The organism is Ochrobactrum chromiisoli (assembly GCF_026241335.1).
GTDB classification, from domain to species: Bacteria; Pseudomonadota; Alphaproteobacteria; order Rhizobiales; family Rhizobiaceae; genus Brucella; species Brucella chromiisoli.
On the sequence record NZ_JAPHAV010000004.1, the window covers coordinates 17,418 to 31,066 of the forward strand.

The window sequence follows — 13,649 nt, forward strand, 5'->3', positions numbered from 1 at the left end:
ATGGAATCAGCGATGAATGACATGCCCCTCATCAGATTGCAGGATATTCGCAAAACTTATCACAATGGCGACCTTGCCGTTGAAGTGCTGCATGGCATCACGCTTGATATTCGTGCCGGTGAATTCGTGGCCATCAAGGGCGCTTCCGGTTCAGGCAAGTCGACGCTGATGAACATTCTGGGCTGTCTCGACAGCCCGAGCGGTGGTGAATATTGGCTTGAAGGTGAGGATGTCTCGACGCTTGATGCGGATGAGTTGGCCGCGCTGCGCCGCCGCACATTCGGCTTCGTGTTCCAAAGCTATAATCTCATTGCCACATCAACGGCTCAGGAAAATGTCGAGGTTCCGGCCATTTATGCCGGTATGCCGGCAGCAGAGCGTCATGCGCGTGCAGCCGAACTTTTGAATTCGCTCAAGCTTGGCGACCGACTGGACCATCGCCCCAATCAGCTCTCTGGCGGTCAGCAGCAGCGTGTTTCGATTGCGCGCGCACTGATGAATGGCGGACGCATCATTCTTGCCGATGAACCGACAGGTGCGCTCGACAGCCAGAGCGGCGAAGATGTGATGGCGCTGCTGCGCGCAATGCATGAACAGGGTCATACGATCATCGTGATCACCCATGCCCGCGAAGTGGCGGAGCGCGCAGACCGGCTGATCGAGATTCGTGATGGACAAATCCTGTCCGATACGCTCATGCGTGAAATGCCTGACAGTGATGCACCGCAGAACCTGCAGCAAATAGCGGCAAACAGTGCCGCAGGCATGGCCGATATTTCAGAAGCGGTCAAAATGGCGATGCGGGCCTTGCGCGCCAACATCTTCCGCACGGTGCTCACATTGCTTGGCATCATCATTGGGGTGAGTTCGGTTGTCACAATGCTTGCAATCGGCACAGGCGCACAAAATTCTATCCTGGATCGCATCAATGCGATGGGGACCGATCTGGTGCTTATCCGGCCATCCATGCCGGGGTTTCGCGGCTCCGGCTCGGTCGCAACGCTTGTTCCCGAAGACGCTGACGCCATCCTGCAATTGCCCAATGTGAAAACGGCCGTACCGGAAGTGACCGGCAGTGTGACATTGAGACGTGGAAATATTGATTATCAGTCACAGGCCAACGGCACTGTTCCGGCTTTCTCGACCGCAAAGTCATGGAAAATCGAAAGCGGCGACTTCATCACTGAACATGACATGGAGAGTTATGCGCCGGTTGCTGTGATTGGAAAGACTGTCGAGAAAACGCTGTTCCCAGATGGTTCAAACCCGATTGGCCAGTATATTCTGATCCAGAAAATACCGTTTCAGGTCATTGGCACGCTGGAATCAAAAGGCGCAGGCTTTGGGGGATCAGATCAGGACGACGTCGTGGTCGTACCGCTGACAACGGGCAATCTACGGCTTTTCGGCCAGAAATATGTGCGCACCATCACGGTTCAGGTGAAAGATTCTGACCTCATCAACACCACACAGGACCAGATTCAGGAATTGCTGGACCAGCGCCACAAACAGCGCGATACCATGATCACCAATATGTCCTCTATTCGTGATGATGCAGCGGCGATGGGGTCGACGCTGACCATATTTCTCGGATCTGTTGCAGCAATCTCACTGCTGGTTGGCGGCATTGGCGTGATGAACATCATGCTGGTCAGCGTGACCGAACGAACGCGCGAAATTGGTGTGCGCATGGCAACGGGCGCGCGCCGCCGCGATATTCTTTTGCAATTCATCACCGAAGCTCTGACCGTCTCGGCTATCGGAGGCGCTATCGGCGTCCTTGTGGGCCTGGGCGCCGCAACGCTTGCAGGTCTGGCCGGGCTGACGATCGGCTATAGCGCAGGTCCGGTTCTGCTGGCTTTTGCCTGTGCCTTTGCCACCGGCCTCGTGTTTGGCTTTCTGCCCGCCCGCAAAGCTTCACGATTGTTGCCTGCCGTTGCGCTTTCATCTGAATAAAACATTTCCAGCAAAAGTGCGTGAGCTTTTTGCGCGGGATAATACGCAAGAAAAATGGTTAAGAAATAAGGTTAAGTTGTATTTAACTTTTCATCTTTAGTCTCGCTCTTGAAATTCAGTTGCGACGCGTTTGCGGCGTAACAGCTTGATGGGACGCATAGATGAACGGCTTTATTAAAATTTTCTGCGCAAGCCTTGCTGTGTCGTTGTCCATAATGGCCTTCGCTCCGGCAGCTGTTGCGGCAGATTTTACTGAAGAGGTTCCAGAAGTAATCGTTACCCCGCCTGCGGTTGGTGGCTGGTATCTGCGCGGCGATATCGGGTATTCGTGGAACCGCTTTAAGCACGCCGATTACGCCACGTCCCCTTGCACCAGCAATTGTGGCAGTTCCGTATTTGAGAACAACACCATTTCGGGCGACCTCAAAGGCTCGTTCCTTATTGGTGGCGGTGTTGGCTATCAGGTGACGGATTATTTCCGCACGGATCTAACCCTCGACTATATGGCACGCTCTAAGTTTGCTGGCGAGCGTGACGAAAGCCACATGTCCGGCTTGTCGCTTCTGGCAAATGCCTATGTTGATCTGGGAAATTTTGCAGGCGTGACCCCTTATCTGGGCGCTGGCATCGGCGGCACGCGCGTGAAATGGGCGGATGTGGTCGATACGCAGAACAATGATGTCTATTCTGGTGATGCGAACTGGCGTTTCACCTATGCGCTGATGGCCGGCGCTTCGGTTGATCTCACACACAATCTCAAGCTTGATGCCGGATATCGATATCGTCATATCAACGGCGGAAAGATGTTTGAGGGCAACCCGACTATCGGCAACGGCTACGACAAGGGCATGAATGTGCACGATATACGCGTTGGCCTTCGCTATATGTTTGGCGGCTGATCATACAGAGCGCATTGATTGAACCAAAGACTCGGCAAGCCGGGTCTTTTTCTTTTTATGTCCTAAATTCCCATCCAAACCATACATAAGTTAGCAACTTAGCTATTTTTCGTTTTTAAAATTTCAAATTGCGCATAAAAGGCCGCATGAAATTCATGTTGTCTCAAAAATAAAAATTAGACTGTGCGCAGTCTGAAGGGAGAGAAATGAAAGCCCTCGTCGCTTTGTCAGATTTCGTCGGACGCTCCTTTGCTGTCTGGATACTCGTCTTTGCCGTGCTTGGCTTCCTGCTGCCATCGACGTTCAGCGTGTTTGCGCCATGGATCGTTGTGTTGCTTGGCATCATCATGTTTGGCATGGGTCTTACAATTTCGACCAAGGATTTTGCGGAAGTTGCAAAGCGGCCGTTTGAAGTGCTCATTGGTGTTGGGGCTCAATTCCTGATTATGCCGCTCCTTGCGGTTTTGTTGACCCGGATTATTCCGATGGGACCTGAGGTTGCTGCCGGTGTCATTCTTGTCGGCTGCTGTCCGGGTGGCACAGCCAGCAATGTTATGACCTATCTCAGCAAAGGAGATGTTGCGCTCAGTGTTGCCTGCACCAGTGTTACGACTTTGCTTGCTCCCCTCGTTACACCGTTTCTCGTGTGGTTCTTTGCCAGTCAGTATCTTCCGGTCGATGCGATGAGTATGTTTATCAGCATCCTCAAGGTTATTCTCGTACCGCTCGCGCTGGGCTTCATTCTGCAAAAGCTGATGCCTGGTCTTGTGAAGGCTGCGGTGCCGATGCTGCCACTGGTGTCGGTTATCGGTATCGTTTTGATTGTTGCAGCTGTGGTTGCCGTCAACAAAGCCGCGATCGCCCAGTCAGGTGCAATGATTTTCGCAGTTGTCGTGCTGCATAATGGTTTCGGTTTGCTGCTGGGATATTTCGCGGCCCGCGCAGCCGGTCTTTCGCTTGCCAAACGCAAGGCCATCAGTATTGAGGTTGGTATGCAGAACAGCGGTCTGGGTGCGGCGCTTGCGAATGCGCATTTCTCGCCTTTGGCGGCCGTTCCGAGTGCTGTTTTCAGTGTGTGGCACAATGTTTCCGGTGCGCTCGTTGCAAGTATTTATAGGCGCATGCAAGATAAGCCATCCAGCAAATAACTTTTGAACAGTTGAACCCGCCGCGGCTGCCGTGGCGGGTTTTGTAAAAATATCTGCCACAGCATATTGTGAAAATCTTGCTTTCCGGTATTTTCATCAGCGGGCCACGCCTCCCCAACGAGGCGCGTGCTATCTGAGAGGATAGGAAACAAAATGACGACGATTGCGAAGCCGGCAGTTCGCCCGGCTAACCCTAATTTTTCTTCAGGTCCCTGTGCAAAACGTCCCGGCTGGTCGCTTCAAGCGCTTGCCGATGCGCCGCTTGGCCGCTCGCACCGCGCGAAAATCGGCAAGAACAAGCTCAAAGAAGCCATCGACCTTACCCGTGAAATTCTTGGCGTTCCAGCTGATTACCGCATAGGCATTGTTCCTGCATCGGATACAGGTGCGATGGAAATGGTGCTGTGGTCGATGCTTGGTGAGCGAGGCGTTGATATGGTCGCATGGGAAAGCTTCGGCGCCGGCTGGGTTACAGACGTGATCAAGCAGCTCAAGCTTGAAGACACCCGCACCTTTGTTGCACCCTATGGTGAGATTGTCGATTTTGCTGAAGTTGATTTCGACCGCGACGTGGTTTTCACATGGAATGGCACCACTTCGGGTGTGCGTGTGCCGAATGCCGATTTCATTCCGGCCAACCGCAAGGGTCTGAGCATTTGCGATGCGACCTCGGCTGCTTTTGCGCAGCGCCTTGATTTTGCAAAGCTTGATGTGGTGACATTCTCCTGGCAGAAAGTGCTGGGCGGTGAAGGCGCGCATGGTATGCTCATTCTTTCCCCACGCGCTGTTGAGCGTCTGGAGAGCTATAAGCCAGCATGGCCGTTGCCAAAGATCTTCCGCATGACGTCCGGCGGTAAGCTGATCGAAGGCATTTTCGTTGGCGAAACCATCAACACCCCTTCGATGCTCTGCGTTGAAGATTATCTTGATGCACTGAGCTGGGCGCGGTCCATCGGTGGCCTTGATGGTGTTGTCGAACGTGCGGATGCAAATTTTGCCGTGCTCAATGCCTTCGTTGAGAGAACGCCGTGGATTGCCAATCTGGCCAAAAAGCCAGAAACGCGCTCCAACACATCGATATGTCTGACAATTGTTGATCCGGAAGTAAGCGCACTTTCGGCGGATGCACAGGCAGCTTTTGCCAAGGGCATCGTCTCGTCTCTCGAAAAGGAAGGCGTTGCTTTCGATATCGGTTCTTATCGCGATGCGCCTTCTGGCCTTCGCATCTGGACGGGTGCGACGGTCGAGGCTTCTGATCTGGAAGCGCTGACGGCCTGGCTTGATTGGGCTTTTGCCACGCAGAAAGCTGCATTGAAAGCCGCTGCATAATCGCAAGCGATGCAGAGAGCTGTGGCCGGAGTTGGGACGGCCATAGCCCGCATCTTATTATCGTGCACATCCGAAATCCGAAGGAGGCCCTTATGGCACCTCGCGTACTCGTATCCGATAAATTGTCGCCGACTGCCGTTCAGATTTTCAAGGATCGCGGCGTTGAAGTTGATTACCTGCCAGAGCTTGGCAAAGACAAAGAAAAGCTGCTTGAAGTTATTGGTCAGTATGACGGCCTTGCCATTCGCTCTGCCACCAAGGCAACCGAAAAGCTGATTGCAGCAGCAAGCAAGCTCAAGGTCATTGGTCGCGCCGGTATTGGCGTGGACAATGTTGATATTCCAGCGGCCTCGCGCCGCGGTATTATTGTGATGAACACGCCTTTTGGCAATTCCATCACCACCGCCGAACATGCCATTGCATTGATGTTTGCAGTTGCGCGGCAGTTGCCAGAGGCAGACGTTTCCACCCGCGCTGGCAAGTGGGAAAAGAACCGCTTCATGGGCGTGGAAATTACCGGCAAAACGCTTGGTGTTGTGGGTTGCGGCAATATTGGCGCGGTTGTTGCTGCGCGCGCTATTGGTCTCAAGATGCATGTCGTTGCGTTCGATCCGTTTCTGTCGGAAGCACGGGCGCAGGAGCTTGGCGTCGAAAAGCTTGAGCTGGATGAACTTTTGGCACGCGCTGATTTCATCACGCTGCACACACCACTGACCGATAAAACGCGCGGCATCATCAATGCTGAGGCACTTGCGAAGACAAAGCCGGGCGTGCGCATTGTCAATTGTGCACGCGGCGGTCTGATCGTTGAAAAAGACTTAGTCGCAGCGCTGAAATCCGGTCATGTTGCCGGTGCCGGGATTGATGTCTTCGAAACCGAACCCGCCACAGAGAACGAATTGTTCAATCTGCCCAATGTGGTCTGCACACCGCATCTTGGTGCTTCCACGTCCGAAGCGCAGGAAAATGTGGCGATCCAGGTGGCCGAGCAGATGTCGGACTATCTGGTTAAAGGGGCAGTTTCCAACGCGATCAACATGCCTTCGATCACCGCAGAAGAAGCGCCGCGTCTTAGACCATTCATCAAGCTTGCAGAAGTTCTGGGGGCTTTTGTCGGTCAGGTGACGGACGAGCCTATTCAGGAAGTGGAAGTGCTTTTTGATGGCGCGACAGCCGCCATGAACACCCGTGCTCTGGTCAGTGCTGCTCTTGCTGGTCTGATCCGTCCGCAAGTGGCCGATGTGAATATGGTTTCGGCACCGATCATGGTGAAGGAACGCGGAATCATCGTTTCCGAGATCAAGCGCGACAAGTCCGGTATTTTTGACGGCTATATCAAGCTGACCGTGAAAACCACGGAACGTGAACGCTCGATTGCCGGCACCTGCTTTTCGGATGGCAAGGCCCGTTTCATCCAGATCAAGGGAATCAACCTTGATGCGGAAGTCGGTCCGCACATGCTTTATGTCACCAATGTCGACATTCCAGGCATGATCGGTCTGCTTGGAACGATCTGCGGCAAGCATAAAATCAACATCGCAAACTTCGCGCTCGGACGTGATCATCCAGGCGGCGATGCCATTGCGATGCTCTATGTCGATGACAAGATTCCACAGGCAGCACTTGACGAACTGATCGCTCAAGAGGCAATCAAGGCGGCAAGACCTTTGGAATTCAACATCGAGGAAGCTTGAGCGATATGGCAGACGGGATTGAACAGGCAGAATGGCGACGGATGCAGGCGCTGGATATTGCGGGTGTTACGTCTGTCGCCAACATTGTTCATCCCGATTTTTTCGAGGACGAGGCGGTCTTCCGGGACCGCTTCAAAATCTATCCGGCGGGTTGCTTTGTGCTGGTGCGTGGCGCTGAAATCCTCGGTTATGGCATCAGCCATCCATGGCAACTCGATTCGGTGCCTGCGCTGAATTCTGTTCTGGGCGAACTGCCCAAGGAAACCAGCACCTATTATATTCACGACATCGCCCTTTTGCCGGAGGTTCGCTCTGGTGGGCAGGCATCGCGTGTGGTCGACCTGATGGCCGCTCAGGCAGAGCGCGATGGTTTTGTCACCATGGCCTTAGTTGCAGTGAATGGTTCGCAGGGGTTCTGGGAGAAAAAAGGCTTTGTTACCCGCGACGTGCCAGCACTCGAAGAAAAGCTGAAAGGCTATTCGGATGAAGCGCTGTATATGGTCCGTGCAGGTTAGAGATCACAAATATACCCGCTCGGCTGGGTTGAGGACGCCTTTCGCACCAATATTTTCAATTTTTCCTTAGTTTCTTGCATGAAAGAGTCGCGCAAGCGGTATTCAGTCTGTATAGAGACGAGGGATCAGCACCTCGCGTTGCATATGTGAGGCTGCTTGCGATCCTTGGGTTTTTTTAAACGGCTGTATGCCGGACCGAGGAGTTTTCTCAATGGCGAATGTAGTTGTCGTCGGGTCGCAATGGGGCGACGAGGGCAAGGGAAAGATCGTGGACTGGTTGTCCGAACGCGCCGATGTCATCGTGCGCTATCAGGGCGGTCATAACGCGGGTCATACACTTGTTATCGATGGCGTCAGCTACAAGCTTTCGCTTCTTCCATCCGGCCTTGTGCGTGGCAAACTGAGCGTGATCGGTAATGGTGTTGTGGTTGACCCGCATCATTTCGTCATGGAAGTTGAAAAGCTGCGTGCGCAGGGGATCGAAATCACCCCTGACGTTCTGCGTATTGCAGAAAATGCACCGCTGATTCTGTCGGTTCACCGCGAACTCGACGCGATGCGCGAAGGGGCAACCGAAGGCCTTAAGATCGGCACCACCAAGCGTGGCATCGGCCCTGCATATGAAGACAAGGTTGGCCGTCGCGCGATCCGCGTAATCGATCTGACCGAGCCGGACACGTTAGAGCCAAAGGTTGAGCGCCTGCTTGCGCATCACAATCTGCTGCGCCGCGGCATGGGCCTTGAAGAAATTCCTGTTGCGACCATTCTTGAAGAGCTGACCTCGGTTGCGGACAAGATCCTTCCCTATATTGATCAGGTCTGGCGTGTTCTCGACGAACGCCGCAAGGCTGGCGACCGCATCCTTTTTGAAGGTGCGCAGGGCGCGCTGCTTGATAACGACCACGGCACCTATCCGTTCGTGACCTCTTCGAACACCGTTGCCGGTCAGGCCGCTGCTGGTTCGGGCCTTGGTCCAACAGCAATCGGTTATGTACTTGGCATCACCAAAGCTTACACGACCCGCGTTGGTGAAGGCCCGTTTCCGACCGAACTCAACGATGAAATCGGCGAATTCCTTGGCACCAAGGGCCATGAATTCGGCGTGGTGACGGGTCGTAAGCGTCGTTGCGGCTGGTTCGATGCGGTGATCGTTCGTCAGACGGTTCGCACTTCGGGCATTACCGGCATTGCACTGACCAAGCTCGACGTTCTCGACGGTCTTGAAGAAATCAAGATTTGCGTGGCTTACGAGCTTGATGGCAAGCGCATCGACTATCTGCCATCCTCGATGGGTGCGCAGGCGCGCGTCAAGCCGATCTATGAAACGCTGCCGGGCTGGTCGGAAACGACGGCAGGCGCACGTTCGTGGAACGATCTTCCGGCGCAGGCAGTCAAATATGTTCGTCACATTGAAGAACTGATCGGTGCTCCGGTTGCAATGCTTTCGACAAGCCCAGAACGCGAAGATACTATTCTTGTCACGGACCCGTTTCAGGACTAACTTATTTTCGTAGCAACATTATTCTGAAAAAATCCCCGGTTTGTCATCATGGCTGACCGGGGAATTTTTTAAGGTTTTTTTGCGATCATTTTGCAAGGCCTTGCTTAATCGTGCCGTAGACCTTTGCTTTCTATCGATTATTGTGATTATTGAGATATTTATTGCATTTCGTACTCGCGGAAACTGGGTAAGACGGCATGGCTGATTTTGTAGCGGTTCTGAAAAAGACAATCGATGCGCAGGCGGACAAATCGCCGGAGCTGCGCCAGCGCGTCTATGCAAAGGCACGTGCAACGATTGAACAGAAGCTTGTGACGGCTAATGCCTCGCAGTCCGTGGCTGTTCGCCAACGCAAAATTCTTGAAGATGCGATTGAAGAAGTCGAAGCTTTCTACGCGCCGCCTGCTTCGGTGCCTGCGCCCGAAGAGCCGCAGAGTGATGCACTCGAAGAGTTTCTGCACGAATCAACCCTTTCAGCCGCAACCTCTTCCTATGATGATGAGGTTCCGTTTTCGGCAGATCGCCGTGCCTCCGATAGTAATGGCGATGATGACGGTGATGCAGCGCCCGTATATGCGCGCCGTCCGGATGAATGGATTGTGGAACGTGATCGGGATGGTGAGGATGAGCCAGCCTCTTCGCGCCGCAGAGAATATGCCGATTCTGATGGTTCCGGGACAAAGCGTTCCTACACTGGTTTAATGATTGGGCTTGTCGCCCTTGTGGTGGTTGGTGCAGGCGGTTATGCGCTCTGGAGCAACAAGGACACGTTGCAGGAAATGGCCTCCAGCCTTGGCCGCAGCGATGCGCCTGCAAGCAGCGATACGACGACAGCGCCGTCAGATGCGAACACATCTCCGGCAGCCACCGAGCCGCAGCAGAATGCACAACAACCATCGTCTGAAAACCAGAAGATGACGCAGCGTCTGATGCCCGATGGCAGTGAAGTGGATAATGGCCCTTCGGGTGGTGATGCTGGCATTGGTGAGGGCAAGTCCACCGCCGCTTCAACGCCTGGTAATGAGCAGACAAACACGCAGAATCAGCCGCAGTCTCAGCAAGCCGTCGCTGTTGGCCAGCAGGCGCTTCTTTACGAAGAGCGCGGCGGAACAGAAACCGGCTCGGTCGAACGCGGAAATGTGGTCTGGTCTGAGATTGAAGAAAGCCCAAGCGAAGGCGAACCGGCAGCGCCTGCCATTCGCGCAACGGTGACGATGCCTGAAAGCAACGTCGAGCTGAAAATGACGATTCGCAAGAACACCGATCAATCCATTCCAGCCAGTCATCTGATTGAGATGGTGTTCACAGTGCCCGAGAATTTTGTTGGCGGAGCGATTGATAATGTTCAACGCATTACTTTTAAGGATACCGAGCAGGCCGCCGGCAATCCCCTGATCGCCGTACCGTCGAAGATTGCCGATAACTTCTTCATTATCTGGCTCAACGATGCAAAGACCGCGCAGGATACCAACCTTTCGCTGATGCGCCGTCTGCAATGGATCGACATTCCGATTTCTTATCGCAATGGTCGCCGCGCCTTGATCAGCCTGGAAAAAGGCGTTCCGGGCGAGAAGGTCTTCAATGACGTTCTGGGTGCCGGCTAAGACTTAAACCGGAATCAGAAAAGGCCGCTTGAAGCGGCCTTTTCTTTTACCCGATATTTCGTCCGGTTACTTCTTTTCAGAAAAAGCCTTAATCGCCTGAGCGACTTCGTTTGCAGCGGTTTCAGCATTGTCAAAACCGTTCAACTCAACGAGCTTTCGGCCTTCTGGCAGCTGCTTATAAACGCGGAAGAAGGCTTCAAGGCGCTGCTGCTCAATCTTAGGAAGGTCTGAAATTTCTTTGATGGTGTCATAGGTCGGGTCGATTTTTGAGGTCGGGACGGCCACAATCTTGTCGTCCTTTTCGCCGCCATCAATCATCTTGAGAACGCCAATTGGGCGAACCTTGATGATGGCGCCCGGAACGATCGGCTCACGGGTATAGATAAGGGCGTCGAGTGGATCGCCGTCGCCTGCCAGCGTGCTGGTGATCGAACCGTAATTGGCTGGGTAGACGACTGGCATCGACTGATAGCGATCAACCACGATGTGGCCGGTCTTGTCATCGATCTCGTATTTGGTGAAGCTACCCTGAGGGATTTCAATGGCAGTGTAGAATTCTTTTCCGTCCTGCTCTTTCTGAGGATAATCAAGATAAGAGACATATTCAGAAGCAGATACAGCGGTGGCAGCGCTCAGAGCAAACGTTGCAGCAAGCAGGAGCTTTTTCATTGGGAGACCTTCAGGCTTCGGTGAAATATGTACCGTTGCCTAAAGACATTCCATTACAGTTATTTGACAGATTTTTATTGATTGGATGACAGAAACGAAACTGCCGCAAAATGGAAAGATCCATTTGCGGCAGTAACAATCCGAATTTGTCAGGTTCAGGCGTGTGCATCCTCAACATGATTGAGTGCCTTTTGCTGTTTGAAAGCTGCAGCCTTGACTGCAGCCTGGACTTTTTCAAAAGCGCGCACTTCGATCTGACGCACGCGTTCGCGGCTGATTCCGAACTGGCCGGAAAGATCTTCCAGCGTCATTGGATCTTCCGAAAGGCGGCGTGCCTTAAAAATAAGCCGTTCGCGTTCGTTCAGTGTATCCATTGCCTGTTCAAGCAGCGAGCGGCGGCTGTCCAGCTCGTCCTGTTCGATCAGAACCTGCTCCTGGCTGCTGCTATCATCGACAAGCCAGTCCTGCCATTCACCCGATTCACCTTCGGCTGCGCGCAAAGGAGCGTTGAGCGAAGCATCGCCCGACAGACGGCGGTTCATCGAGACCACTTCGTCTTCACTGACCTGCAGTTTGGTTGCGATCTGTTTGACCTGATCCGGGTTGAGATCACCATCATCGAGCGCCTGAATCTTACTCTTCATCTTGCGCAGATTGAAAAACAGGCGCTTCTGATTGGCCGTCGTGCCCATCTTCACAAGACTCCACGAGCGCAGGATATATTCCTGGATCGAAGCCTTGATCCACCACATTGCATACGTGGCAAGACGGAAACCCCGTTCGGGTTCAAAACGCTTGACTGCCTGCATCAGGCCGACATTGCCTTCGGAAATAACTTCGCCGATTGGCAGGCCATAGCCGCGATAGCCCATGGCGATTTTTGCCACAAGACGCAGATGGCTTGTCACAAGCTTATGCGCAGCCTTGGGGTCAGCATGTTCATGATAACGCTTCGCCAGCATGTATTCTTCCTGTGGCTGAAGCATGGGAAAGCGGCGAATTTCTTCCAGATAACGGGTAAGCCCGCCGTCACCGGATGTAATACTTGGAAGACTAACCTGGGCCATAAAGCACCCTCCTTTATAATTTCAGGTTCCCGTCTGGCGAACCTGTCACGCTGGCTGCCTCCTGCACTTCCTGCGTGAACTTACATATATAGGTATGATTTTGGCGAAAACACGATCTTTAAACCCATGAAACAATGTGTCACTAGAATGTGAACGCCAGCCGAAATTCGCATGACGGCCGGCTGTTTCCGAGCCGGAATGATTGACAGGGCCCTATATAGAGTGCTGGCGGAAATTTTCCAGAAGCTGCTGCATATCTTCGGGCATGTCCGCTTCAAAACGCATCAGTTCTTCTGTTGTGGGGTGGGTGAAGGCAAGAAGCCTTGCGTGCAATGCCTGGCGTTGGAAGCCATTTACGGCATTTTTAAGCGGCTCTGGCAGCTTGTTGGCCTTGGTTTTGTAGGCGCCGCCATAATCCATATCGCCAACCAGTGGATGACCAATATGGGCCATGTGCACGCGGATCTGGTGTGTTCGGCCTGTTTCAAGACGGCATTCCACCAGCGAGGCAAGTGAGGTTGCATCCTCTTGCGGCGCAAATTTTTCAATTGTCGCATAATGGGTGACGGCATGACGGGCATCTTCACGCTCTTCATTGACGACAGCCTGCTTGGTGCGATCGCGATGCGAGCGTCCAAGATAGGCGTCGATATAGCCCTGGGGGCGCTCGGTCATGCCCCAGACAAGCGCGAGATACGCGCGTTCCAGATCGCCATTGCGGCCATGGTCGGCAAATTGCTCACTTAAATGCCGGTGGGCGTGATCGTTCTTGGCAACGACCATCACGCCGCTGGTGTCCTTATCCAGACGATGCACAATGCCCGGGCGGCGAACACCGCCGATGCCGGACAAGCTATCGCCACAATGGTATATCAAGGCATTGACCATTGTTCCCGTCCAGTTGCCATTGCCTGGGTGCACGACAAGCCCCGCGGGCTTATTGATGACAATAAGATCATCGTCCTCAAAGAGAATATCAAGTGGGATGTTCTCGCCTTGCGGATCGGCCGGTTCAGGCTCGGGCAGCACGACGGTAATCTTCATACCTTCGCGCAGCTTCTGCTTTGCGCTGCTGGCAGGAACACCATCGAGGGTCACATGGCCCTCAGCAATCAGGGACTGGACGCGACTGCGGGAGAGTTCCGGCCCCAATGCTGCGGCCAACCACTGGTCTAATCTCTTGCCCGTAGCATCCGTGTCGGCAATTAGTTCTTTCAATTGTCTCTTCCCTTCGTTATCACGCGCCACGCGGGTGCATGAACCGGAG

General features: G+C 53.6%; 11 protein-coding genes. 8 read left to right on the plus strand and 3 right to left on the minus strand.

Annotated features, from left to right (window positions below):
- The first annotated feature begins 12 nt into the window (after positions 1–12).
- The 8 genes from OPR82_RS10665 (at position 13) to OPR82_RS10700 (ending at position 10,646) form a co-directional block, all read left to right on the plus strand.
- Positions 13–1,956: a MacB family efflux pump subunit gene (locus tag OPR82_RS10665; protein ID WP_323054545.1), complete on the plus strand. Its 1,944-nt coding sequence runs from the start codon at positions 13–15 to the stop codon at positions 1,954–1,956.
- A gap of 161 nt (positions 1,957–2,117) precedes the next feature.
- Positions 2,118–2,855 (plus strand): outer membrane protein, encoded by a 738-nt coding sequence (locus tag OPR82_RS10670; RefSeq protein WP_265984767.1) that lies wholly within the window; start codon positions 2,118–2,120, stop codon positions 2,853–2,855.
- Between the two features lie 206 nt (positions 2,856–3,061).
- Positions 3,062–4,003: a bile acid:sodium symporter family protein gene (locus OPR82_RS10675; RefSeq protein WP_265984768.1), complete on the plus strand. Its 942-nt coding sequence runs from the start codon at positions 3,062–3,064 to the stop codon at positions 4,001–4,003.
- Positions 4,004–4,156: 153 nt separating this feature from the next.
- Positions 4,157–5,332: a phosphoserine transaminase gene (locus OPR82_RS10680; RefSeq protein ID WP_265984769.1), complete on the plus strand. Its 1,176-nt coding sequence runs from the start codon at positions 4,157–4,159 to the stop codon at positions 5,330–5,332.
- 92 nt (positions 5,333–5,424) lie between these two features.
- Positions 5,425–7,026 (plus strand): phosphoglycerate dehydrogenase, encoded by a 1,602-nt coding sequence (gene serA / locus OPR82_RS10685; RefSeq protein ID WP_265984770.1) that lies wholly within the window; start codon positions 5,425–5,427, stop codon positions 7,024–7,026.
- A gap of 5 nt (positions 7,027–7,031) precedes the next feature.
- Positions 7,032–7,541 carry a GNAT family N-acetyltransferase gene (locus OPR82_RS10690; protein WP_265984771.1) on the plus strand — a complete coding sequence of 170 codons (510 nt, stop codon included), beginning with the start codon at positions 7,032–7,034 and terminating at the stop codon, positions 7,539–7,541.
- Between the two features lie 211 nt (positions 7,542–7,752).
- Positions 7,753–9,042 (plus strand): adenylosuccinate synthase, encoded by a 1,290-nt coding sequence (locus OPR82_RS10695; protein WP_265984772.1) that lies wholly within the window; start codon positions 7,753–7,755, stop codon positions 9,040–9,042.
- Positions 9,043–9,239: 197 nt separating this feature from the next.
- Complete coding sequence (locus OPR82_RS10700) at positions 9,240–10,646, plus strand: transcriptional regulator (RefSeq protein WP_265984773.1); 1,407 nt, start codon at positions 9,240–9,242, stop codon at positions 10,644–10,646.
- Positions 10,647–10,712: 66 nt separating this feature from the next.
- Here OPR82_RS10700 and OPR82_RS10705 read toward each other — a convergent pair whose 3' ends face one another.
- From OPR82_RS10705 to OPR82_RS10715, 3 genes are all read right to left on the minus strand, one after another.
- Entirely contained in the window at positions 10,713–11,315 is a 603-nt protein-coding gene (locus OPR82_RS10705) for an inorganic diphosphatase (RefSeq protein ID WP_265984774.1), read from the minus strand.
- A 155-nt stretch (positions 11,316–11,470) separates the two neighbouring features.
- Positions 11,471–12,382: an RNA polymerase sigma factor RpoH gene (rpoH, locus tag OPR82_RS10710; protein WP_265984775.1), complete on the minus strand. Its 912-nt coding sequence runs from the start codon at positions 12,380–12,382 to the stop codon at positions 11,471–11,473.
- Positions 12,383–12,595: 213 nt separating this feature from the next.
- Positions 12,596–13,630, minus strand: a complete 1,035-nt coding sequence (locus tag OPR82_RS10715; protein ID WP_396998120.1) for an RluA family pseudouridine synthase — start codon at positions 13,628–13,630, stop codon at positions 12,596–12,598.
- Positions 13,631–13,649 lie beyond the last annotated feature (19 nt).

Excerpts from the sequence above, each read along its gene's own strand:
- OPR82_RS10665 (WP_323054545.1), top strand. The coding sequence starts at position 13 with ATGAATGACATGCCCCTCATCAGATTGCAGGATATTCGCAAAACTTAT.
- OPR82_RS10670 (WP_265984767.1), top strand. The coding sequence starts at position 2,118 with ATGAACGGCTTTATTAAAATTTTCTGCGCAAGCCTTGCTGTGTCGTTG.
- OPR82_RS10675 (WP_265984768.1), top strand. The coding sequence starts at position 3,062 with ATGAAAGCCCTCGTCGCTTTGTCAGATTTCGTCGGACGCTCCTTTGCT.
- OPR82_RS10680 (WP_265984769.1), top strand. The coding sequence starts at position 4,157 with ATGACGACGATTGCGAAGCCGGCAGTTCGCCCGGCTAACCCTAATTTT.
- serA (WP_265984770.1), top strand. The coding sequence starts at position 5,425 with ATGGCACCTCGCGTACTCGTATCCGATAAATTGTCGCCGACTGCCGTT.
- OPR82_RS10690 (WP_265984771.1), top strand. The coding sequence starts at position 7,032 with ATGGCAGACGGGATTGAACAGGCAGAATGGCGACGGATGCAGGCGCTG.
- OPR82_RS10695 (WP_265984772.1), top strand. The coding sequence starts at position 7,753 with ATGGCGAATGTAGTTGTCGTCGGGTCGCAATGGGGCGACGAGGGCAAG.
- OPR82_RS10700 (WP_265984773.1), top strand. The coding sequence starts at position 9,240 with ATGGCTGATTTTGTAGCGGTTCTGAAAAAGACAATCGATGCGCAGGCG.
- OPR82_RS10705 (WP_265984774.1), bottom strand. The coding sequence starts at position 11,315 with ATGAAAAAGCTCCTGCTTGCTGCAACGTTTGCTCTGAGCGCTGCCACC.
- rpoH (WP_265984775.1), bottom strand. The coding sequence starts at position 12,382 with ATGGCCCAGGTTAGTCTTCCAAGTATTACATCCGGTGACGGCGGGCTT.